Source organism: Streptomyces sp. DSM 42067 (assembly GCF_055792885.1).
Map to the genome: position 1 here is coordinate 3098477 of NZ_CM147706.1, position 20068 is coordinate 3118544.

Genomic DNA, 20068 nt, shown 5'->3' on the forward strand with positions numbered 1-20068 from the left:
CCGTCCCGCCTGTTCGAACTTTCGATCGGCAAATAGCCCCTGCGACACCGTTACGCACCCCCGATCGGCCCCGTTCTCCGAGCACCTGTCCGGATCGACGTCGACTGAGGAGCCCACATGGAACCCCATACCAACGTCGTTGGTGTTCATCTCGTGTTCGAAAAGGACGGCTTCGTGCTCCTCGGACGGCGCGCCCTGGAGGGCATGGAAGCCGGCCGTTTCTACACCCCGATGGGGTGGGCCTCATGAGCCAGGGCAAGGCCCTCCCGGATGAACTGCTCGCCTGGGCCGAGCGGATCGTCACCACGGTGGATGACGTACGAGATGTGTCGCACGATCGTCCTAACTCTCGGGTATGGCGGCTCACGTGCGGCTCACGTCTCGTCTATCTGAAGGCTTCACCGACCCCGAAGTTCTTCGCTCGCGAGACGCGGGCCTACCGGCACGCAGCCCCCGCCCTGCCCCCAGGGGAAGTCCCGCACCTCCTGGAGACAAACGCGCAGCACCTCGCGCTGCTGCTGACCGCCGTGCCCGGCCGGGCTGTCAAGACACTCTCGCTCTCGCCGACCACGCACCGTGAGGTGCACCGTCAGGCCGGTGCCTGGCTGCGCCGCTTCCACGGCGCCCATGATCTGGCCCCGCAAGACCACGCCGAGGCGGAAGCCGAATTCGCACGCGCCACCCAGGGCGCGGAGACACACCTGGAACGCGCCGGAGACCTGATCGGCGAACAAGAACAGAAGCTCGTGCGCCGCCATGCCGCCCAGCTGGAACTACTGGAGGCATTGCCTATCGGCTTCGTCCACGGCGACTTCCAAGAGCGCAATTGGCTGTGGGACGACCAGACCGGTCGCCTTGCAGTGATCGACCTGGAGAGAGCCCGGCCGCACGCCGCCGTGCACGACATCGTCCGCCTCGCCTGCGGACCGTGGCTGGAGCGGAGTGATCTACGCACGGCTTTCCTCGACGGCTTCGGCCGCTCTCTGACGAAGACCGAGGAGATCGCGCTCAAGTGCCTGGCCGCGCTGGATGCGGCAAGCGCCATCTCCTGGGGCGTACCGAACAAGGACCACGAGGTCGTCGAACGTGGCCGGCGCACTCTGGACAGTCTCATGAGGGGGGACTTCGCATGACCGAGATCAGCGACCGCTACCGCAGCATCGTGGATGTGCTGATGCTGCTGCATCGCGACGACGGCCGGGTACTGGTGCTGCGCCGGGCGGCCGACACCCACGCCGAGGGCGCGCTGGTGGTCGTCGGCGGGCACTTGGAGAGCGGCGAGCCGGCCGACGCCGGCGCCCGACGAGAGGCGCAGGAAGAGGTAGGCGTCATCGTCGAGCCGCACGACACGGAGTTCTGCGGGCTCATGCACTACTTCAGCGGGGACACTGGCGGCCGTATCGGGGCAGTGTTCACCGCACAGCGCTGGCACGGGCAGCCCCGCAACATGGAGCCGGACAAGCACACCGCCCTGGTGTGGGTGGAGCCCGGTCATCCGCCTGCCGACTGCCACCCCTACAGCGCCGCCGTCCTGCGGGCGCTCGCCACCGGCCAGCTGTACGCGAACATCAACTGGCCTGCCGATCTCCCGGGGGAAGCAGCGTGATCAACCACACCCGTCGCTGGGGCGCCGAGACGACCGACCAGACCGCTCCCGACACCCCACCAATGCCGCCACCTGCGGATTTCAGCTTCGAGGGCCACCACGGCAAGAACCCGCTGGGCGATGCGTCCTTCAAAGCGATGTGCGCCCGGCTGCCCTCAGTGCTGCAGCAAACCGCCCGAATGGCGTGGGCCATCGACCGCCGGGCCGTCATAGTGCTGTTGGGCTGTCAGCTGTTGACCGGCATCGCAGCCGCCATCCTGCTGGCCTTCACTGCCCGCGCCATGCAGCCCATCCTCGGCGCCGGCCCTGTCGCGGAGCGGCTGCAAACGGCATTGCCCGCACTGCTCGTCGTGTCCGCCGCGGCCGCCGCTGGGCGGATCTCCACCGCCGTGTCCTCCTACGCGGACGGGCGGATCACCCCACGGCTGACCACCGCCGCCGACACCGCGCTCGTTGAGGCCGTGTGCCGGGTGGAGGCCACGGCCTACGCGGAGGATGGCTTCGCCGACCGGCAGGAGGCCGCAGAGATGGGCGTGGTCCGCTCGCACTTGATGGTGCAGGACGCGACGCGCTTCACCACCTCCTTGGTCCGCATGGTCACCGCCACCGGCGTGCTCTCCGTCCTTCACATGGCGATGCTGCCCCTGCTCCTCCTCGCCGTCGTCCCGGCCGGGATCGGGGCGGTGCTCTCCGCCCGGGTCACCTACGAGACCCACTACGCCAACGTCGGCGACCGCAACGTGCGCCACATGATGCGCTGGTGGTCCACCACGCCGAAATACACGGATGAGGTCCGCGCGAACGGAATGACCGCCTACCTGCTGTATTGGTACCGGACGGTCTCAGAACGCATCGACGAGCGCACCCTGACCGTCGCGCCCCGGATGCTCCGCATCGTCCTGGCCAGCTCGGCGCTCGGTGGTGTCTTCCTCGTCGCGACCTGGGCCGCGCTGGCTTGGCTGGCGATCACCGGGCGCGTGGATCTCGCCATTGCCGCAACCGCCGTCGTAGCGGTGCAGACCACCCTGGCCGCACTGAGCCAGGTTGTCATCTACGGAGCGGCCATGTTCCACACATCTCTGTACCTCGCGGACATGCGAGCGTTCCTCGATCTTGCCAACGAACGCACGCCGCAACGTGGCGAGTTGACCGTGTCCGCGCCAGTGGAGGAAATCCGGCTGGACGAAGTGGTGTACCAGTACCCAGGCAAGGAGAGCCCCGCTGTCGACAACGTCTCCCTCACTCTGCGGCGGGGCGAGATCCTGGCGATCGTCGGAGAAAACGGATCCGGAAAATCCACACTGACGCGGCTAATTACCGCAATCTATCTCCCCGACAAGGGGCGAGTGGCCTGGGACGGCCTCGACCTCGCTGCCGTCGACCCCAACAGCATCTGGGCGCACACCGGCCTGGTGCCCCAGAACTTCGCCCAATGGCCGCTGCGCGCACGGGAGAACGTCACCCTCGGCCAGCCCCGCACGCACGACGACCATCCGGTGTGGGAGGCGATCGACGCGGTCGGCATGCGCACTGCGATCCAGGAACTCCCACATGGTCTGGACACCCTGCTGGCTCGCGAGTTGTTCGGGGGTACCGAGCTTTCCGGCGGGCAGTGGCAGCGCCTGGCCTGCGCCCGCGCCCTGTACCGGCGGCCCGCTCTTCTGATCCTGGATGAGCCGACCTCCCAGATGGACGCTCGGGGCGAGCACGCAATCCTCGAGGAGATCAAGGCGATCGCCGCCGACCGCATCACCATCGTGATCACCCACCAGCTGGAGAACACCCGAGTCGCAGATCGGATCGTCGTCATGGAACACGGCCGGATCGCCGAACAGGGACGCTACGAGGACCTGGCCAGGGCTCACGGCCTCTTCGCGGAACTCCTCACCCTCTCCAAAGACCGCTGACCACCGGTGCCGCACCTCTAGGATCCGCGGCTTCGTTGGCAATGAAGGCGGTTCGTTAGCAGTGGATCAGCAAATCCGCGACTGCCTGAGCAACGGTGACGGTCAGTGGTGATCTGCTGGGGAGCACTTCCGAGTCCAGCTCCCCGGACACCGCACACGCCGGCAGCCGCCATCAGCCTGGGCACCCCCGCACTACGCTCCACCAGCGGGCCGCGCGCGTCATCGAGACGGCTGCCAGCTTCCAGGTCATCAACCATCGCCACCGCCCATCACAGCCACGAAAGCCGGTCAGGGCGTTGAGGCGAAGCGGCTGTTCACACTCCTCGACGAGCGGTAGCCCCTTCGCCCTGCTTGCTGAGGGTCAGCCATAGGCGGCCGCCCCGACATCCTCCATGACGAGGTCCGGGAGGATGGCCAGCCCCAAATCCCGAAGGGCGACGTTTGGGCTGGCGATCTTCTCCGCAACGCGTGGCAGCCACAAGGACAGTCGGTTCAGCGCTGCCTCCAAACGGTCTTGGTCTCCGCTGAGAAGCGCTGCCATCAGAGCCGCTACGTCGGCACGACCGGTGCCCATCGGGGCGGGCAGTTCTTCCAGCCTGGACAGCATGTGGGAGGCACGTCGGTCACAGACCGCAGTAAGGGCGGCGAGAACGAACCGGGCAGCGTCACTCTCCGCCTCCCAGCGAGACAGCAGGCGCGGCAGTTCGTGGCCGATGGCTTTCCGTGTCAGGTAGTCGGCGGCAGACTCCTGCCATGCGCCGCCGAGGGCGGCGATGCGGTCGGTCAGAGAGACGGCCGCCGCGGGCCCGCTGGCAGCGAGCCGCAGCAGATCACCGAGCAGGATCACCTGAGTGCCGGCGGGAACGCTGTCGTCGCAGACCAGCTCGGCCAGGAACGGAACGGCCTCGACCGTACCGTCGGTGCAAGTGCCCTGGTGGGCAACGGCGTCCGCCAGATCTCCCAGGAACTCGCCCGTGGTCTCGTACGGCTCGCCGAAGGCGAACTCCTCGCCGAGCAGCCACCCCACTGCATCCGGAGCATCCTCCGCGCTGCCGTACATCCGCTCGGCGGCCGCCACCACCGCCCGGACCACCGCCGTCGGCTCACCCGCCCCGGCGCAAGACCACGGCGGACCGGCCGGAGGCCGCGCTGGTTCCGTGGGCAGGGCGTTGGGGAGGAGCACCTCGGCCGCTACCTGTTCGTGCACCAGGCCGTCCCTCGTAAAGACCCGCTCAAGGGTCTCCGCGTGCCCCTCGCTGCAGCCCTGCTGGAAACCACCATGTGCACGGGCAACGCGGGCCACCCGTACCCGTTCACTGCGGAAGAAGGGCTCAAGAGCCATTCGGTCGTGACCGCTGTAGACGGCCAGCGAAAAGACCTGCCACCAGCCTTCCAGCTCGGGATCCATCGACGGTCTGCCGTACCAGAAGTTCGACGGAACGTACCGGAAGTGATCGTGAACCCGCACCGCAGTCAGACGGTGCCCCCAGCCGGCCAGCTCGACTGCGGCAGCCCTTGCCGCATCCTCGGTGGGCAGACACAGCGTGTACTGAACACCCCAGGTGGGTGGTCTGGCGGCCATCAGCTGCACTGCCAGGTGAACATCGCCCGGTCGAAACGCCGCTCGGCCAGATCCTGCGGACGGATCAGCCAGTACAAGGCCCCGCAGTCACCCCACATCATGTCCGCGGCGTCCTCGCTGTCGAACTGAGCCAGGAGCACCCAGCTGCCCGCCTCGTCGGACAGTCGAGGGTCGTCCCAGGACGCCGCTCCGTCGAGGACCGCTTCCGCTATCTCTATCTCCACTGGATTCTGAATCGAGTGCGCATGGCCGCCGATCTGGTGGCCCACGGCGTCGTCGAACTCCCACAGCGCGTCGAGGAACTCCTGAGCACACACCGGGTGGTCGTACCGCTGCCCGAGCGGAGTACCCGGCGCAAAGGTCTCGCGGATCTGTGGATGCCAAGGCTCGGCCGCCGTCATCTCCACCCGCGCGGCCAGCGGCACCAGCGGGTACGGCTTGAGTTCCCCGGGTGTGTCACGCTCCGACACTTGCCCTCCGGCCGGTACGTAGAGCACGCGGGCGCCCGCCCAGCTCTCCTGGTCCTCGGCCAGGACAAGAGTCTCGCCGTCATCCAGCTGGCCGTCGAAGTAGAAGAAGAGCAGCATCCCGTCGCTCGGGAGCTCGATGTCCAGAGCATCGACGGGCAGCGCCGCGCAGTCGATCGAAGCGATGAACGCGAGTGGCCCGTGCCCCTCCCATCTCGGCCAGTCCGTAGCGGCTGGAAGCTTCGGCAGACCACCGAGCTGCCCGACCCGCTTGTCCGAGCCTGCGGCAGCGTCAAGGCGCACACCGGGGCGCAGCAGACCAAGCCATTGCTCGGCTGTGTCAGGAGACAGATGCCGCAGAGCAAGGACGCGCAGGGCATCGGAGGATCCATGTGTCATGCGCTCGATCATGCCCGGCGCCACTGACAGTCCGCCCAGCAGTCGCTCCCCACTGGGAAATGATCAACCTGGGTGGGAAATGATCTCTACGCGCTCGCAGGCTCGCGGCCAGGACGCACCGGTTCCCGGACAGCAAGCGCGCTCTAGTGGGCCTGCTACAGCGGTGGGGCGCTGGACTGGCGGCCAACCGCACTGAGCGGCGCATGGCGGTGCGGCTGTCGCAGGAGCGGCTGCGGGTGGTCGGCGAGGACGAGGCGCCCAAGGACGAGAAGGACGAGGTCGCATCGCTGCCGTCGGTCCGGCGCCTTGCCGCCTTGAGTACAACGCCCCGCAGCTGGTCGCTCTGCACGAGGACCTGGCGGAGATCGTCGAGTCCAACCGGCACGACGGGGACAAGACAGCCCTCGGCCGCGGTCCGCAGCGCCGCGCTCAAACCGCCGAGACCAGCGCCAGCGCCTCGTTCAAGTTGTGCTCGGCGACTCCCTGCATGAACGCCCGGTCAGGGAAGTCCCCCTCAAGCAGCCGGAGCGGACCCGCCGTCAGTGACAGCCGCTGAGCGAGCATATAGAGCGCGAGTCGGTCTTCGTCGAGGCCACCCACCGCCAACCGCCGGTAGTGGCTGTCGGGATGGCGGATCCGCAGGAACACGTGCTCCCACTCGACATCGAAGTACATCAGATCCTCGATGTCGATCAGAACCGGATTGCCATCCCGGTCCACCAGCACGTGGTCCAACCCCAGCTCGCCATGAACGACCGAGTACTCGGCACGCGGCCGCACCGCTGCGGCGAGCTCTCGCAGCCGCTCCTCCAGCCGGCCGCGGGCACCAGCAACCCTGCGGTCGCGCGAAGCCGCCTCGGCGAGATTACGCAGCGCGAAGTCGAGCACGGCGCCCTCGCAGGACCTCCCCCGCGACGTTCCGCCTCCGTCGATCAGAGCTACCTTGCCGAAAGATGGCGCCCGGTGACTTCGCATCGCTGTCAGTGCATCGGCAAGACGCGCCATCGTCGGCTCTGCGGCGCGCGGGTCACGGTTGAGCAGGTCCATCAGGTCCTCGCCGGGGAAGTCCTCCACGATCGCGAGGTCGGCCGGGTAGTGGGTGCGGTCGCGGTCGACCAGATGGACCTGAGGAACCCGAAGGCCCAGAGAGCCCAACCGCGCGTGGGCGGCCTCGAACAGGTCGAGCCCGACACCGGGCGAGAACGGATCGGTGAGGTCGTCGTCGCCCTCGGTCGCTGGCCAGTAGTTCTCCGACCTCTCCCACAGATAGGCGATCGCCGTCGCAGCGTCGTCCATCGTCAGACGGTAGACGCCCTTCTTGCTGCCGCCCGCGAGCCGCTCGACCACCTCCAGCCGCCGCCCGCCACCCAGCGCAGCCCGCGCCGCCCCCGCCAACTGGTCTCGCGTCACTTTCCGAGGTGCCACGTCCACAACCCGCCTTTCCGGTTCAACAACTGGGGCACCCTACGCGGGCCACCGCTCAACGCCGAACGATTTTGTTCCGAAGCGTCACCCCTCGACCCCGCACGCTTCAGGAAGCGGCTCCCAGGCATCCGAGGCGGCAATCGACGTCCTCTGGAGGTTTCTGCCGAAGGTCACGAGCATCGGCTGTGAGGACATGATCTACTGCCGCCCATGCCGCTGCTGATGCTCGACCTCGACAACACCCTGGTCGACCGCGACGCCGCCTTCCGAGACGCGGCGATCGCCTTCCTGGCCGAGCACGCACTGCCGGAAGACGACCTCGCATGGCTGATGTCCCTCGACGCCAGCGGCTACACGCCGCGACAGGCTGTCGCCCACGCCATGACCAGCCGCTACGGCTCCGCCGTTCGCGACAGCGCCGTCCGGGCCTTTCTCGACCATGGCGCCGCCGATCGCGTCGTCCTGCCTGACACCACCCGCGAAGCACTCGGCAAGGCGATCGCCGATGGCTGGACCTGCGCGATCGTCACCAACGGCCGCGTCGCGCAACAGGAAACGAAGATCAGGAAGACCGGACTGGATCGGATCGTCCACGGCTGGGTGATCTCAGAGGCCATCGGCCACAAGAAACCCGCACCGGAGATCTTCCACGCGGCAGCGGCCGCCACCGACGCCTCCCTTCCCGGCGCCTGGGTGATCGGTGACTCACCGCACGCCGACATCGGCGGCGCGACGAGCATCGGCGCACACAGCGTCTGGGTGTCGGGCAGTCGGCCATGGACGGAAGCGGCATACCGGCCCACCCACACCACCGACGACGCCGCATCCGCCATCAACTACGCTACCGACACCGCCAGATGACAACACAGGACCAAGCACCGGCCGCGTCTCACCGAGCGTGACACCCGAAGACGTCGCTCAGCCGCCGATTGCGCACCAACCGCCGACAGCCCCACGCCCCCGCACTGCGCACGTCGGCAACACCGCAGGCCAATGGCCCGCCGCTGCTGACTAATCCGCGGACCCTACAGCACCATTCCGCCGCCTGCCCAGGAGTACGAACACGGTGAACAGCCACGACATCAACACGGCGAGCTGGATGACCTACGGCGACCACCACCTGACGCACGGGACAGAAATCGCAGAAGTGGACCAGATCCACTGGGGGTTTTGGAACACCGGCCCGGGCAGCGAGGTCCTGGGCTGTGTGGCGGGACGGCGCGTTCTGGACCTCTGCTCCGGCCTGGGCCGCCACGCGGCCCACCTCGCGCGCGACCACACCGCCCTCGTTGACGCGATCGAGTCCTCACCCACCCAGCACCAGCGGGCCCTCGCCCGCTACGCCAGCCTGGACAACCTGCGACTGGTCCGGTCCGACGCCGTCGACTTCCTCAAGGCGGTCGACTCCCCTTACGACGTCATCTACTCGCGGCACGGAATGGGCTACCTCGACCCGCATGCGGTGCTGCCCGTGCTCGCGCGGGCCATCCGGCCCGGCGGAAAGCTCGTCTTCTCGGTCATCCACACCACCAAGACCGGCGCGGCGCCCTCGACCTGCGTCGAGCCGAGGACCGAGGAACTCCCGCTGGGCACGGAGCGCAATCTGCCCGTACGGATGTGGATCCTCAGCGCGGAGCTGTGGGAGGACCTGCTTGTCGACAGCGGTTTCATCGTCGAGAAGATCGATGTGCTGGATGCGCCGGAGTCTCATAATCCGGTCTCCTGCCGCCTCTTCCACGCGCGCCGTACTGATCCGGTGCGTACGGCATGCATCACCAGCCGCCCGCGCAGTACTCGGGCCCCGAAGCCTCATGCGGCCCTTGGGGTGGGGGCCATCGTTCACGGGCCGCAGGGCCTACTCCTTGGCCAACACCGGCTGGGCACTTGGGATCTGCCGGGCGGGTCCGTCGAGCCCGGGGAAAGCCTGCACGCGGCGGTCGTGCGAGAGCTGGCCGAGGAAGCCGGGCTCGTCGCCCGTCCCGAGGACGTCGTCCTGCTGGGCTCCCTGCTCGACCACGTCCAGGACGTTGTCCGTACGACGGTCGCCGCCCAGGTCACAGCCTGGCAGGGCACCCCCGTCACCCGCGAGGCGACCATCGGCAACTGGCGGTGGTGGTCGCTCGGCGCCCTGCCGGACGGGCTGTTCGAGTGCTCGGCCCAGATCCTGACAGCCTGGCGCCCCGACCTGCCGATCAACCACCCGCCCGCCCACTACACCCCCTACGCCCCCGCCCAGGCGCTCGCCGGGAGCAAGCGCTCCGCCCTCAACGGCAACCGCCGTACTTCCGACTGACCGCCTTCATCCGCCCGGCGAGTCCATGACCGTAAGGACAACGGCGATGTCTTCGGCCTGATCAGGCATGGCTCGTACATCGATCTCGCTGTTGCTCTAGTTCCTGGCGACCGCCGATGGCGAGCTGGCCACATCGGAGGAAGCGACGTACTGCGCTACCCCGTCGCCGAACGACCAGTCAATCGACTCGTTCTCGGTCACGGTGACGAACATGTTCCGCGGCTCGGTTCCCGCGTACTCGTGGGCGAGCTCGGCGATCCGCCAGTACAGCGCCTGCTTCTGCGCGGGCGTGCGCCCGGAGCGCATCGTGATCGCGACAAACACGATGCCGTCATCACGGTGCACACCGAGGTAATTGTCGTAGCGCAGGGTGCTGTTGGTGCCGTCATGACTGACCAGGACTTGGAACCGGTCGTCGGGTGGGAAGCCAATCGTCTCGACCAAGGCGTCGTGCACGGCGCGGCCGAGCGCGTCGAGCCGATCACTGTCGGCCCTCAACGCGTCAATACGAACAAATGGCATGTCGGCGGTTCTCCTTCCAGAGCGCCTGGATCAATGACTCGTCACCGGTGAGTTCGCTCCTGGATCGCCTTCGGGCTCGCGGCCACGTAGCCGCGCCCCCAAAGCAACTTACGGATGCTCTTGACGAGTCGTTCCGTCGTGTCCATGACCGCGGGTGATCGTACATACCAGTAGGTACAATCGCCACTCCACCGCGCCCTCGTCACGTAAGGAACGAACCTGTCCCCGCGACCCGCAGCGGACATGCCGCGGAGCCGGGAAGCGTGGGTGTCCTCAACGGCACGGCACACGTGGCGTATCAGCAAGTAGCTACGTTGGTGCGCATGGCGCCCGACGAAAAGCCCATGCACACCGACCAGTTACTCACCGCGCTGGCTCCCTGGGGCTGCAGGTGGACTCGACTGAGAGACTCGTCGGCGCTCGGCTGCTTATGCAAGGGTGCGGTCATGACTATGACACCGGATGGGCGCCCTATCCCGCCCGCGCATGCCGATGAGCGCGCCATGCTGGAAGCTTGGCTGGACTTTCACCGTGCCACTCTCGTCCTCAAGTGCTCCGGCCTTAAAGGTGATCAATTACGTCTGGCCTCGGCGGCGCCCTCGTCGATGACGCTGTTGGGCCTCGTCCAGCACATGGCAGAGGTTGAACGCAACTGGTTCCAGCGTGTGTTCGCAGGCCAGGACGTGCCAGCGGTCTTCGGGGAGAGCAATGCCGACGGCTTTGCTCTTCAGCCCGACCGAGGACTCGACGAGGTGATGGCTGTCTGGCAGGCGGAAATCGCTCGAGGTCGCGAGCTCATCGCCGCCGCATCGCTGGACGACTCCGGCCACCTGTCTGAACAGGAAGCCGGCCATGTAGGCGGTGATGGGGTCTCACTGCGCTGGATCATGGTTCACATGATCGAAGAATACGCGCGACACAACGGTCATGCCGATGTGCTTCGAGAAAGCATTGACGGGGTCACAGGGGCGTGAGACGCGTCAGCACGGATGGGCGACTGCGCGAAACCCTCACTGTTCCTGCCGGGCGGGGAGGGCGATAGGCGATCGCCTCCCACCGGGTGACCGACCTGCGCAGCCCGGCGCGTCAGAGCGCCTCCCACGGCACGGACGCGTACACGTCCGCCACCGTCCCCATCAGCTTCTCGTCGACCATGAACTCCGTGGCGTCGATCCGCCGTACGGGAGCGATGCCCTGCGAGTTCATCACGAAGGCGGACGGGTACGAGGCCAGATCGCCGAGGCGTACGGGAGCGCGCCGCGAGCGCAGTCCCGCGTCACCGAGCCGCGGCTCGAGCAGCTGCAGCGTGATGCCCGCCAGGCAGTGCGCGTCGGGCCACACGACATCCGATCCGTCGTAGAAGGGGGTGTTCGCGACGGCGCCCTCGCTGACGGTGCCGTCGGGGCCGATCAGCAGCGCGTCGTCGAAGCCCGCCCGGCGGGCGAGGCGCCCACCGCCGCACGCGCGACCTCACCCCTCTCCCTCAAGCCCTGACCGCGCCAGCAGGAGCAAATCGAGGAGGCGGCCCAGATCCCGTTCACCGAGGTCGCCACCGGCCACCGCCGCCAGCGCGACCAAGGCTTCCCGCAGACGTTCCGTCACGATCGACACGTCCACCCGGTTTCTCCTGGCCAGTCGCCGGGCCACGGCCAGCGCACGCGGCGAGCCCATCAGCCGACGTACCGCCTCCGGCACCTCCGACTCGTCCGGGCCTCCGTTGTCACCGCGCAGGCCGATCTCCAGACGAGTGCCGAGCGCGGCGGCCAGCTGCTGCAGCGCCGACAGCGTCGGATTGCCCCGGCCGTTCTCCAGATTCGCGATGTACGGCACCGACAAGCTGGCGTCCACCGCCACCGACGCAATCGTCCGCCCAGCCTCCTGGCGCCGCGCCCGCAGCTCCCGGCCAAGTTGCACCCCGTCCACGCCAACCTCGCCCATTATCTCTGTAGAATAATATTTTCGAGAAGTATTCTACAGAGACACATTGCCCGGCGTGAACCTCTCCGTGCTGAAGAACCGCGGTTTCCGCCACCTCTGGACCAGCGGCATCGTCTCCGGACTCGGCTCGTGGCTGCTCGTCGTAGCCCTCCCCGTCCACGTCTTCCAGCTCACCGGTTCCCCGGCCGCGACCGGACTCGCCCTGGCGCTGGAGGCCCTGCCGGCGCTGCTGGTAGGCCCTTGGGCCGGCGCGCTCCTGGACCGCTGGAACCCGGCCCGCGCCATGTGGTTAGCCGACCTCGCCGCCGCCGGGAGCGTCGCCCTGATCCTGCTCGTGGACAGCCCGGACCACGTCTGGCTGCTCTACTTGGCCATCCTCGGCGAGAACCTGGCGACCACGGTCTTCCGACCGGCTGCCCGCGCACTGACGCCCGCCGTCGTCGGCACTGGGCCCCAACTCACCGCGGCGAACGCGCTCAACGCCGTCTCCGGCAGCGTGCTCCGCCTGGCGGCCCCTCCCCTCGGCACCCTATTACTGGCAGGGCCCGGCATCACCTGGGTGCTGCTCATCGACGTCGCCAGCTATCTGGCATCGGCGAGCCTGATCGCGCGGGTGGGACGCCACCTCACCATCCCCAATGCACCACCCCAGGATGAGCGGAACACACCGGCCGGCCTACGCGCCGGTCTCGCCCACGTCGCCCGCTCTCCACTACTGCGTGGTCCACTGATCGGCAACGGCGTGTTCCTGACCGCGAACGCGGCCCTGACCGCACTCCTCGTCCCGTTCGTCGCCGGCCCCCTGAACGCCCCCGGAGCCAGCGTCGGCTACATCATCTCGGGGCTGGGCGTGGGCTTCGTCCTGGGCTCCATCGTCAGCCGCACCCTTCTCGACCGGTTCGGCATCCGACAAGTGCTGGGCGCCACCCAACTCGCCAACGGCATCGCATACTTCGCCCTCTTTAACGCACCGACCCCGGCAGCCGCCGTCGCCGCCGCGGTCCTGATCGGCCTACCCGGCAGCATCCTGCTGATCTCCGTGGAGACCCACATCCAGCGCACTGCCCCACCCGACATGCTCGGCCGCGTCGGCGCCCTATTCTTCGCCACGGACTCCCTCGCCGCCATCGTCGGCGCACTCACCGCACCCGCCCTCGTCGCGGCCCTCGGCCTCACCGCCGCCCTCAACGCCATCAGCGCCGCCGCCCTGCTCGCAGCACCCCTCACCTGGACCCTGTCGCCAGGACCGACCCCCCGGAACAGCGTCCAGTGAGCGGCGGGCGCGCGAGCGAGCGATCCCCCACCTCGTCCTCCAGGCTCCCGCCCTCGTGGTCGCCCGGCATGCTCGGCTAGAGACCGCCGCCCAGCTCGCCGCCGAGGCCGGCGGGGCCTGGCGCCACTACGCCCCCGGAGATCACGCGCAGTGACCTGCACTCAGCGACGGATGCGGGAAGCCGGTTACACAAGGCCCCCTTCGCCCCGCAGGTACGCTCCCGCGCGCGCCGCTGCCGCGGCGGCCTCGGCGGCCCGGTCTGCGGCGGCTTCGTCGAGGCGGTCGTCGCTGGTCAGCAGGCGGTAGTAGAGGGGGGCGGAGACAGCACGGATCACCTCGTGGGCATCGGTGCCCTCAGGCACCTCGCCCCGGTCGATGGCCTGCTGGACGCAGGGTGCCCACTCCTTGACGCGGATGTCGTAGAAGCGGTGCAGGGCCTCGGCCGTCTTCGCCTCGCAGGTGGCAGCCGCGATCACTGCCTTGAACAGCGCTCCCTGCCGCGGGTCGGCCAAGGTGCGCTGCACGAGCCCAGCGTTGGCCTTGAGGTCGCCGAGCAGCGAGCCGGTCTCGGTACGTGGCAGTGACTGCTCGGCCATGTCCATCAGCAGGTCGGCCACCAGGCTGGTCACGGTTCCCCAGCGGCGGTAGACGGTGGTCTTGCCCACCTCGGCCCGGCGCGCGATGTCGGCGAGGTCCAGGTGGGCAAAGCCCCGCTCCGCCAAGGCGTCCCCAGCCGCCTGCAGCACCGCCGCCCGCACCCGCGCCGTGCGCCCTCCGGGACGGACGGTCCCTGGATCCGCACCCTCAAACCCCATAACGGGACTCCAGTTTCGTTAGTCGCTTGCTTCTGCTACGTTGAGGACACGCTAACGGAACTCCAGAACCATTAGCTAGTTCGGCAACAAGAGAGGAATCTCAATGATCGTGTCAAGCCGCCTGCGTGACCGGCGGGACGGAGGTGAACAGCCTCTTGTCACGCAGCATCGCCCACAGCACGTCGACGCGGCGGCGGGCGAGCGCGAGCAGGGCCTGGGTGTGCAGCAGCCCCTCGGACCGTTTCTTGAGGTAGTAGTCCCTGGAGGGGCCGGGGCGCATCATTGCGGTCTGGGCGGCCAGGTAGAAGATGTGCCGCAGGCGCCGGTTGTAGCGCTTGGGCCGGTGGTAGTTGCCGCTGCGTCGGCCGGAGTCCCGGGCGACCGGGGCCAGGCCAGCGTGCGAGGCGAGACGGCCCGCGTCACGGTAACCGGACAGGTCGCCCACGATGGCGACGAACTCGGCGCCCAGGATGGGGCCCATGCCGGGCATCGATTCGATGATCTCGGCGCGCTCGTCGGTGTGGAACGTCTCGCGAATCTCCCGGTCGTTGTCCTTGATCCGCTCGTCCAGGGCCAGAAGCTGGTGGGCGAGGTCGCAGACCAGTTTGGCGGCCCGCTTCTCGCCAGGCAGCGAGGTCATCTGGGACTGGGCCGCGTCCACCGCCTTGGTGGCAACGGTGTTGGCGCCGCGGACCTTGCGGCGTTCCAGCCAGGTCGTCAACCGTTTGGCACCGAGCCGGCGCAGGGCGGCCGGGGTCTGGTACTCGGTCAGCATGACGACCGGGCCCTTGGCCGCGGAGTAGTCGAAAGCCCTCTCCAACGCGGGGCAGATACCGACCAGCAGGTCGCGGAGCCGGTTGATCAGCCTCACCCGGTCGGCGATCAGGTCGGCCCGGTAGTTGGTCAGCACCTGGAGCGTGGAGACCAGTTCCGCAGGCGTGTCCAGCGGGGCGAAGTCCCGTGGGCGCATGCGGGCCTGGTCGGCGATGACCCGGGCGTCCTTGGCGTCGGTCTTGCCTTCGCCCTTGTAGGCGCCGGACATGCGGTTGACTGTGCGGCCGGGCACGTAGACGACCTGCTGGTCGTGTGCGATCAGCAGGGCCAGCAGCAGGGTGGAGGCCCGGCCGGAGATGTCCACCGCCCACCGCACGTCACCGGCCCGTCCGCGGGCGGTCTCGATAAGCGTGAGGATCTGGGCCTCGTCGTTGATCACCTTCGTCGAGAACAGCGTCTCGCCGTCGGCGTCGATCGCAACTGCCCAGTGATGCCCCTTGCCGGCATCGATGCCGACCCATATCCGCGCGTGAGACGTGCTCAAGCCCGTGGCTCCGTTCCTCCGTGACCAGCACTTCAGTGGCCCGAGGAACACTCCGCCGACAGGTCCCTAACCAGCGATGACCGCAGTTCTCAATCAGTGGTCGGAGCGTCCCGGAGGACCGGGCGGCCATTCCTTCCGAGCCATCAACGGCAAACAGCCATCAGCCATACCCGGTCCTCCCGGACCGGCCAACATTCTTAGGGAAACAGCCATGGAATACAGGCGGCTGGGTGCATCCGGCCTCAAGGTCCCCGCACTGAGCTTCGGCGCCGGCACCTTCGGCGGCCAAGGACCGCTGTTCGGCGCCTGGGGCAACACCGATGCGCAAGAAGCGCGCCGCCTCGTGGACATCTGCCTCGACGCCGGGATCACGATGTTCGACACCGCCGACGTCTACTCCGGCGGCGCCTCCGAAGAAGTACTGGGCGAAGCGATCAAAGGCCGCAGGGACCAGGTGATCGTGTCCACCAAAACCAGCCTGCCGATGGGCGACGGCCCAGGCGATGCGGGCTCCTCCCGTTCGCGCCTGATCACCGCATGCGAGGACGCGCTGCGCCGGCTCGGCACCGACTACATCGACCTGTTCCAGCTGCACGCCTTTGACGCCGGCACGCCGATCGAGGAAGTCCTGTCCACACTCGACGATCTCGTTCGAGCGGGCAAGGTCCGCTACCTGGGAGTCTCCAACTTCTCCGGATGGCACGCGATGAAGTCCCTCGCGATCGCGGAGAGGTACGGCCACCCGCGCTACGTCGCACATCAGGTCTACTACTCCCTCATCGGCCGCGACTACGAATGGGAGCTGATGCCCCTCGGGCTCGATCAGGGCCTCGGAGCCCTCGTCTGGAGCCCCCTCGGCTGGGGACGGCTCACCGGCAAAGTACGCCGCGACCAGCCGCTACCGGCCAACAGCCGACTGCACCACACCGCGGACTACGGCCCGCCGGTCGAGGACGAACACCTCTACCGCGTGGTCGACGCCCTCGACGAGATCGCGCAGGAGACCGGCAAAGACATTCCGCAAATCGCCATCAACTGGCTGCTGCAGCGACCGACCGTCTCCTCCGTCATCATCGGCGCCCGCAACGAGGAGCAGCTCCGTCAGAACCTCGGTGCCGTCGGCTGGACGCTCACGCCCGACCAGATGGCGAAACTCGATGCGGCGAGCGGCAAGACAGCGACTTACCCATACTTCCCCTACCAACGCCAGGAAGGCTTCGCCCGCCTCAACCCACCAGTGGGTGACGTCACGCCTTCGCCTGCTGCCTGACATTGGCGTCAAGTAGCTGGAACGGATAGGCACGCGTCCCAGGTTCGGGCTGGCGGGGTGCCACCGCGCCCAACGCCTACCCGAACCTGGGACAGCTGCGGTGATGGCCCCTCGCTCCCCATGTCTATCAACTCGGCCAGCGCGACAGCAGACGGTGGCCACGAGACCGCACACACCGAGGAATATGCGACAGCCGATTACGCGAGGTCGCCAGTTTCCCGACCCTTATCGGGTCCGGCAACGCTCCAATGCCACCGGAAGGACGGCTTGCGAAGGCGTCTCTTCAATCTCCACAAGGTCGGCCATCTGGCGTTCCAGCGCCTTGACGTTCTCCGTGTTGTTGACGGTCGCCACGCCCTGCACGGTGACTGTCAGCGGGTCCGCGACAAGCGACGCTCTGCGCTCACGGAGCACCTCCAGAGCCACGTCGCGGATATCTCTCAGCCGCGCGAAACGCTGGTCAAGGTCCTGCCGCTCAACCTCCCCGAGCTCGGAGCGGAGATAGGCGAAGTCATCATCGCTGAGTCGCATGAAATCAACGCCTCTGCAGAGAACGCAGGCAAGCGGAGCGCTGGCCGCCCGCCAGCTGGGTCAGGTGTTTGAACGGGTTCGGCGCCCGCCACGAGGAGACGGCGACGTCTCCTCCTCGGAAGCGGCGGCAGACGCATCCTGCGGAACTTCCACCGGCTCCGGCGCCGCTGCCTGATCGACAATTTCCCCAGCCCAGGCGGAGGGGTGAGTGATCTGATCAGCGAGCGCAGGGTCCGAGACCTCGCTGCCAGCCTTGAGCAGGATGGTGTCGTGCGTGGCCGGGTCGGTCACGAAGACCGTCTCCGCAAGGCGGCGGCTCAGCGGCTTTGGTGCGGCTTGGTTGGCCATGGTCAGAGGACCTTCGCGGTGATGTGGATGTCGGGAACGTACAGGACCGGCATGGCGACGGCGGCGCCCTTCGTCCAGACCTGGACCGGGTCGTCCTGGTGGCCGTTGGTGATGACGATGCCGGGGGCGTCCTCGCGCAGGATCGCCGGGTTCGTGCCGGAGGCGAGGACCAGTGACTCGGCGGTGATGCCGTACTGGGTCTCCGCCCAGGACTGCGGGTTTGGTGGGAGGAGGATCCAGCGATCCTCGGGGATGACGCGCTGGAAGGTGTCGTCGACGGAGATTTGGACGTCGTAGACGGTGATCGAGGGGAGGTTGTAGCGGGCGCGGACGACCTCGACCTCGTTGGGGGCGAGGACCGCAGTGGGGGTGGTGGAGCCGTTGACGCTTCCGTAGTACGCAGCCCGGTAGGCGTCGTTCGCTGCCAGGGTCGCGCGGGCCTTGTACGAGGTGATCACGCGGGATGGGAGTGGGGCGCCGATGGAGCGCAGGTACTCGATCCAGCGGAGTTCGTCGGCGATGGGGTCGCTTGTGGGATCCGACCAGGGCTTGGCGGCGGTGGGCATGTTGGCGGCCGGGACGCCGAAGTCGGCCTCCAGGTGCAGGCCATTCTCGCCGTTGAGCGTGAAGACGCCGTCGACCAGGAGGTCGCCAGCGGCCAGTTCCATGCGGTTGTGGATCGATTCGACGTGGCGCTCGATGTCGTCGTAGAGCAGCTCCACGAACTCGCTCGCGTCCGCGCCGCGGGAGGTGTCGAGGAGGATCTGCTCCAGTTCGCCGACGATCAGCTTCTGGCCCAGAGGCGGGAGCATGCCCTCGGTGATGATGCGTTCGGCCTGGCGGCGGGCGACGGCGGTCTGGGCGTCGTATGCGCGGAACTTCGCCGCGTTCACGCGGCGCTTGCCGCTCTTGATGCGGAACTTGACGGAGTTCAGGCGCCGTTCGGGCATGACCGTGCGGGTCAGCTCGAAGTCGGCGGGGGTGGTGATGGTGCGCGCGAACGCGTTGATGTCCGTGGCGTCGATGTCGCGCAGCAGGGTGTCCAGCATGGCTGTGGCGGCTCCCGTCGGCTACACGAAGTGGAGCTGGGCGGTGGAGCGGGTGACGGTGGCCGGGTCGAAGCCGCATGGGAGCTGGGCGGCTGCGATGACGCCGTGCCAGTGCAGGGCGCCTGCCACGCGGCGGGAGCCTGGGGCGAAATGCGCCTCGGCGAGCAGGACGCCGGCGAACACCTCGCGGCCGTCGCACGCCTCCGGATCCCACGGGCCGTACAGGCCGGTCGCCGTCACCCGGCCGAGGGGGATGCCGGACGTGAAGCAACACCGGGGCTGCGTCTCGTGGCCGGGGCTGTAGTGCTCGCCCGGCGTGAACAGCGCGATGTCCAGGGTGATGGAGAGCGGCGTATCGAGGCCGTGGCGGGAGACCAGCCAGGGCCGGTCGGCGGTGACGTGCTCGCAGATGGTGATCGGCTGGAGATCCATGGGGACGGTGTCCTTACGCGAGACCCGGTACACGGGTTGGCGGCGGGCGCCACGGGGGTGGTGGCGTCGTCCGTGGTCTCGAAAGTGGGCACGGTCCCCGGTGTGTCGATCTGTGATCAGTCAGGTGCTGGTCAGATGTCCGCGGCGGCGCGCCATGTCGAGGCCGGCGGCTCCAGGGCGTGGCGGGGTCTTGCCTGAGCGCGCGGGTACACCGCCGTCGGGGCTCCCGGATGGCGGAGGTGTGGGGGGCTGCTGCCCAAAGAGCTCCGGGCGGCGGGCCTTGAGACGCTCGCCGGCCTTCTGCAGCGCTGCGTCGTCGGCGTCCTCCTCGGTCGTACGGGTCAGGAGGAGGGCCGCGTCTTCCAGTTCCGTTCCGGCGGCGCCGAGGCCAACCAGGACCGCGCGCCGCGCGGCGTCGCGCTCCCTGGCGGCCGCACCTGCTTCTCGCTCAGCGGCTTGCTGCTCGCGGGTGGTGAGTTCCTGCTCGCGGCGGTCCAGGTCCGACAGTTTCGACTGCTCGGCGTCGCGCTGCGCCCGTACGAAGTCACCGAGTGCACGGGTGGAGTCGAAGCCGAGCTGGGCCAGCAGGTCTCGGATACCCGCCCGGCGGCCTTGGTCCTTCTCCCGAGTGAAGCGCCGAGACAGCTCATCCTGAGAGAGCGTGACCTGCCCTGTCTCGGCCGAAGGCGTGGTGCCGGGGTCGGCGGTGTCCTCGGTACGCTGCTCGTCGGGATCGTCACCGGAGGCACCGAGAATCGGCAGGATCGGCCGGCCATCGCGGCGGTAGCCCAGGGGCGCGAGGGGAAGCGGCGGCCGTGTCGGACGCGCGTTCATGGGCACACTCTCCTTGCCCAGCCGCCCCCGCGCCGACGGAGTCTAAACCCTCCCTGGCT

The 20068-nt window shown here is 68.2% G+C and carries 21 protein-coding genes and 1 pseudogene; 9 read left to right on the plus strand and 13 right to left on the minus strand.

Features of this window, described 5'->3' with window-relative positions:
- The first annotated feature begins 117 nt into the window (after window positions 1–117).
- The 4 genes from ACSMXV_RS14455 to ACSMXV_RS14470 all read left to right on the plus strand — a co-directional run bounded on the left by ACSMXV_RS14455 (window position 118) and on the right by ACSMXV_RS14470 (window position 3513).
- Window positions 118–249, plus strand: a complete 132-nt coding sequence (locus tag ACSMXV_RS14455) for a hypothetical protein (RefSeq protein WP_473178035.1) — start codon at window positions 118–120, stop codon at window positions 247–249.
- Complete coding sequence (locus ACSMXV_RS14460; RefSeq protein WP_473178036.1) at window positions 246–1133, plus strand: aminoglycoside phosphotransferase family protein; 888 nt, start codon at window positions 246–248, stop codon at window positions 1131–1133. The genes ACSMXV_RS14455 and ACSMXV_RS14460 overlap by 4 nt, the downstream gene beginning before the upstream one ends.
- Complete coding sequence (locus tag ACSMXV_RS14465) at window positions 1130–1606, plus strand: NUDIX domain-containing protein (RefSeq protein ID WP_473178037.1); 477 nt, start codon at window positions 1130–1132, stop codon at window positions 1604–1606. The genes ACSMXV_RS14460 and ACSMXV_RS14465 overlap by 4 nt, the downstream gene beginning before the upstream one ends.
- 62 nt (window positions 1607–1668) lie before the next feature.
- Complete coding sequence (locus ACSMXV_RS14470; RefSeq protein ID WP_473178933.1) at window positions 1669–3513, plus strand: ATP-binding cassette domain-containing protein; 1845 nt, start codon at window positions 1669–1671, stop codon at window positions 3511–3513.
- Between the two features lie 361 nt (window positions 3514–3874).
- On the opposite strand, the gene ACSMXV_RS14475 is transcribed toward ACSMXV_RS14470, so the two are convergent.
- The 3 genes from ACSMXV_RS14475 to ACSMXV_RS14485 all read right to left on the minus strand — a co-directional run bounded on the left by ACSMXV_RS14475 (window position 3875) and on the right by ACSMXV_RS14485 (window position 7371).
- Window positions 3875–5095, minus strand: a complete 1221-nt coding sequence (locus ACSMXV_RS14475) for a hypothetical protein (RefSeq protein WP_473178934.1) — start codon at window positions 5093–5095, stop codon at window positions 3875–3877.
- Complete coding sequence (locus ACSMXV_RS14480; protein WP_473178038.1) at window positions 5095–5961, minus strand: YwqG family protein; 867 nt, start codon at window positions 5959–5961, stop codon at window positions 5095–5097. Before ACSMXV_RS14480 ends, ACSMXV_RS14475 begins: the two co-directional genes overlap by 1 nt.
- Window positions 5962–6390: 429 nt before the next feature.
- Window positions 6391–7371, minus strand: a complete 981-nt coding sequence (locus ACSMXV_RS14485; RefSeq protein WP_473178039.1) for a phosphotransferase family protein — start codon at window positions 7369–7371, stop codon at window positions 6391–6393.
- A gap of 225 nt (window positions 7372–7596) precedes the next feature.
- On the opposite strand from ACSMXV_RS14485, the gene ACSMXV_RS14490 reads away from it, so the two are divergent.
- On the plus strand, window positions 7597–8247 hold the full coding sequence (locus tag ACSMXV_RS14490; protein ID WP_473178040.1) for an HAD family hydrolase: 651 nt from the start codon (window positions 7597–7599) through the stop codon (window positions 8245–8247).
- Window positions 8248–8452: 205 nt separating this feature from the next.
- The gene (locus tag ACSMXV_RS14495) at window positions 8453–9679 is read left to right on the plus strand and encodes a bifunctional class I SAM-dependent methyltransferase/NUDIX hydrolase (RefSeq protein ID WP_473178041.1); all 1227 of its coding nucleotides are present in this window, start codon (window positions 8453–8455) and stop codon (window positions 9677–9679) included.
- Between the two features lie 96 nt (window positions 9680–9775).
- Here ACSMXV_RS14495 and ACSMXV_RS14500 read toward each other — a convergent pair whose 3' ends face one another.
- Window positions 9776–10201, minus strand: coding sequence for a tautomerase family protein (locus ACSMXV_RS14500; RefSeq protein WP_473178042.1), 426 nt, complete (start codon window positions 10199–10201; stop codon window positions 9776–9778).
- A 446-nt stretch (window positions 10202–10647) separates the two neighbouring features.
- On the opposite strand from ACSMXV_RS14500, the gene ACSMXV_RS14505 reads away from it, so the two are divergent.
- A complete protein-coding gene (locus ACSMXV_RS14505; RefSeq protein ID WP_473178935.1) occupies window positions 10648–11175 on the plus strand; it encodes a DinB family protein in 528 nt (175 codons plus the stop codon).
- Between the two features lie 112 nt (window positions 11176–11287).
- Here ACSMXV_RS14505 and ACSMXV_RS14510 read toward each other — a convergent pair.
- Window positions 11288–11638 (minus strand): annotated as a pseudogene (locus ACSMXV_RS14510) (aminotransferase class IV); the annotation flags it as partial.
- Between the two features lie 33 nt (window positions 11639–11671).
- The gene (locus ACSMXV_RS14515; protein ID WP_473178043.1) at window positions 11672–12139 is read right to left on the minus strand and encodes a helix-turn-helix domain-containing protein; all 468 of its coding nucleotides are present in this window, start codon (window positions 12137–12139) and stop codon (window positions 11672–11674) included.
- Window positions 12140–12194: 55 nt separating this feature from the next.
- On the opposite strand from ACSMXV_RS14515, the gene ACSMXV_RS14520 reads away from it, so the two are divergent.
- The gene (locus ACSMXV_RS14520; protein ID WP_473178044.1) at window positions 12195–13412 is read left to right on the plus strand and encodes an MFS transporter; all 1218 of its coding nucleotides are present in this window, start codon (window positions 12195–12197) and stop codon (window positions 13410–13412) included.
- A 185-nt stretch (window positions 13413–13597) separates the two neighbouring features.
- On the opposite strand, the gene ACSMXV_RS14525 is transcribed toward ACSMXV_RS14520, so the two are convergent.
- Both ACSMXV_RS14525 and ACSMXV_RS14530 read right to left on the minus strand, forming a co-directional pair.
- Window positions 13598–14227 carry a TetR/AcrR family transcriptional regulator gene (locus tag ACSMXV_RS14525; protein WP_473178045.1) on the minus strand — a complete coding sequence of 210 codons (630 nt, stop codon included), beginning with the start codon at window positions 14225–14227 and terminating at the stop codon, window positions 13598–13600.
- A gap of 112 nt (window positions 14228–14339) precedes the next feature.
- A complete protein-coding gene (locus tag ACSMXV_RS14530) occupies window positions 14340–15545 on the minus strand; it encodes an IS110 family RNA-guided transposase (protein ID WP_473174882.1) in 1206 nt (401 codons plus the stop codon).
- Between the two features lie 211 nt (window positions 15546–15756).
- Here ACSMXV_RS14530 and ACSMXV_RS14535 point away from each other — a divergent pair, with 211 nt between their 5' ends.
- Window positions 15757–16815, plus strand: coding sequence for an aldo/keto reductase (locus ACSMXV_RS14535; RefSeq protein ID WP_473178936.1), 1059 nt, complete (start codon window positions 15757–15759; stop codon window positions 16813–16815).
- A 225-nt stretch (window positions 16816–17040) separates the two neighbouring features.
- Here ACSMXV_RS14535 and ACSMXV_RS14540 read toward each other — a convergent pair whose 3' ends face one another.
- From ACSMXV_RS14540 to ACSMXV_RS14560, 5 genes are all read right to left on the minus strand, one after another.
- Window positions 17041–17346 (minus strand): hypothetical protein, encoded by a 306-nt coding sequence (locus tag ACSMXV_RS14540; RefSeq protein WP_473178046.1) that lies wholly within the window; start codon window positions 17344–17346, stop codon window positions 17041–17043.
- A 60-nt stretch (window positions 17347–17406) separates the two neighbouring features.
- Window positions 17407–17694 carry a hypothetical protein gene (locus ACSMXV_RS14545; RefSeq protein ID WP_473178047.1) on the minus strand — a complete coding sequence of 96 codons (288 nt, stop codon included), beginning with the start codon at window positions 17692–17694 and terminating at the stop codon, window positions 17407–17409.
- A gap of 2 nt (window positions 17695–17696) precedes the next feature.
- Window positions 17697–18743: a major capsid protein gene (locus ACSMXV_RS14550; RefSeq protein WP_473178048.1), complete on the minus strand. Its 1047-nt coding sequence runs from the start codon at window positions 18741–18743 to the stop codon at window positions 17697–17699.
- Window positions 18744–18764: 21 nt separating this feature from the next.
- Window positions 18765–19175 carry a head decoration protein gene (locus tag ACSMXV_RS14555; protein WP_473178049.1) on the minus strand — a complete coding sequence of 137 codons (411 nt, stop codon included), beginning with the start codon at window positions 19173–19175 and terminating at the stop codon, window positions 18765–18767.
- A 120-nt stretch (window positions 19176–19295) separates the two neighbouring features.
- Window positions 19296–20009, minus strand: a complete 714-nt coding sequence (locus ACSMXV_RS14560) for a hypothetical protein (RefSeq protein WP_473178050.1) — start codon at window positions 20007–20009, stop codon at window positions 19296–19298.
- Window positions 20010–20068: the final 59 nt, after the last annotated feature.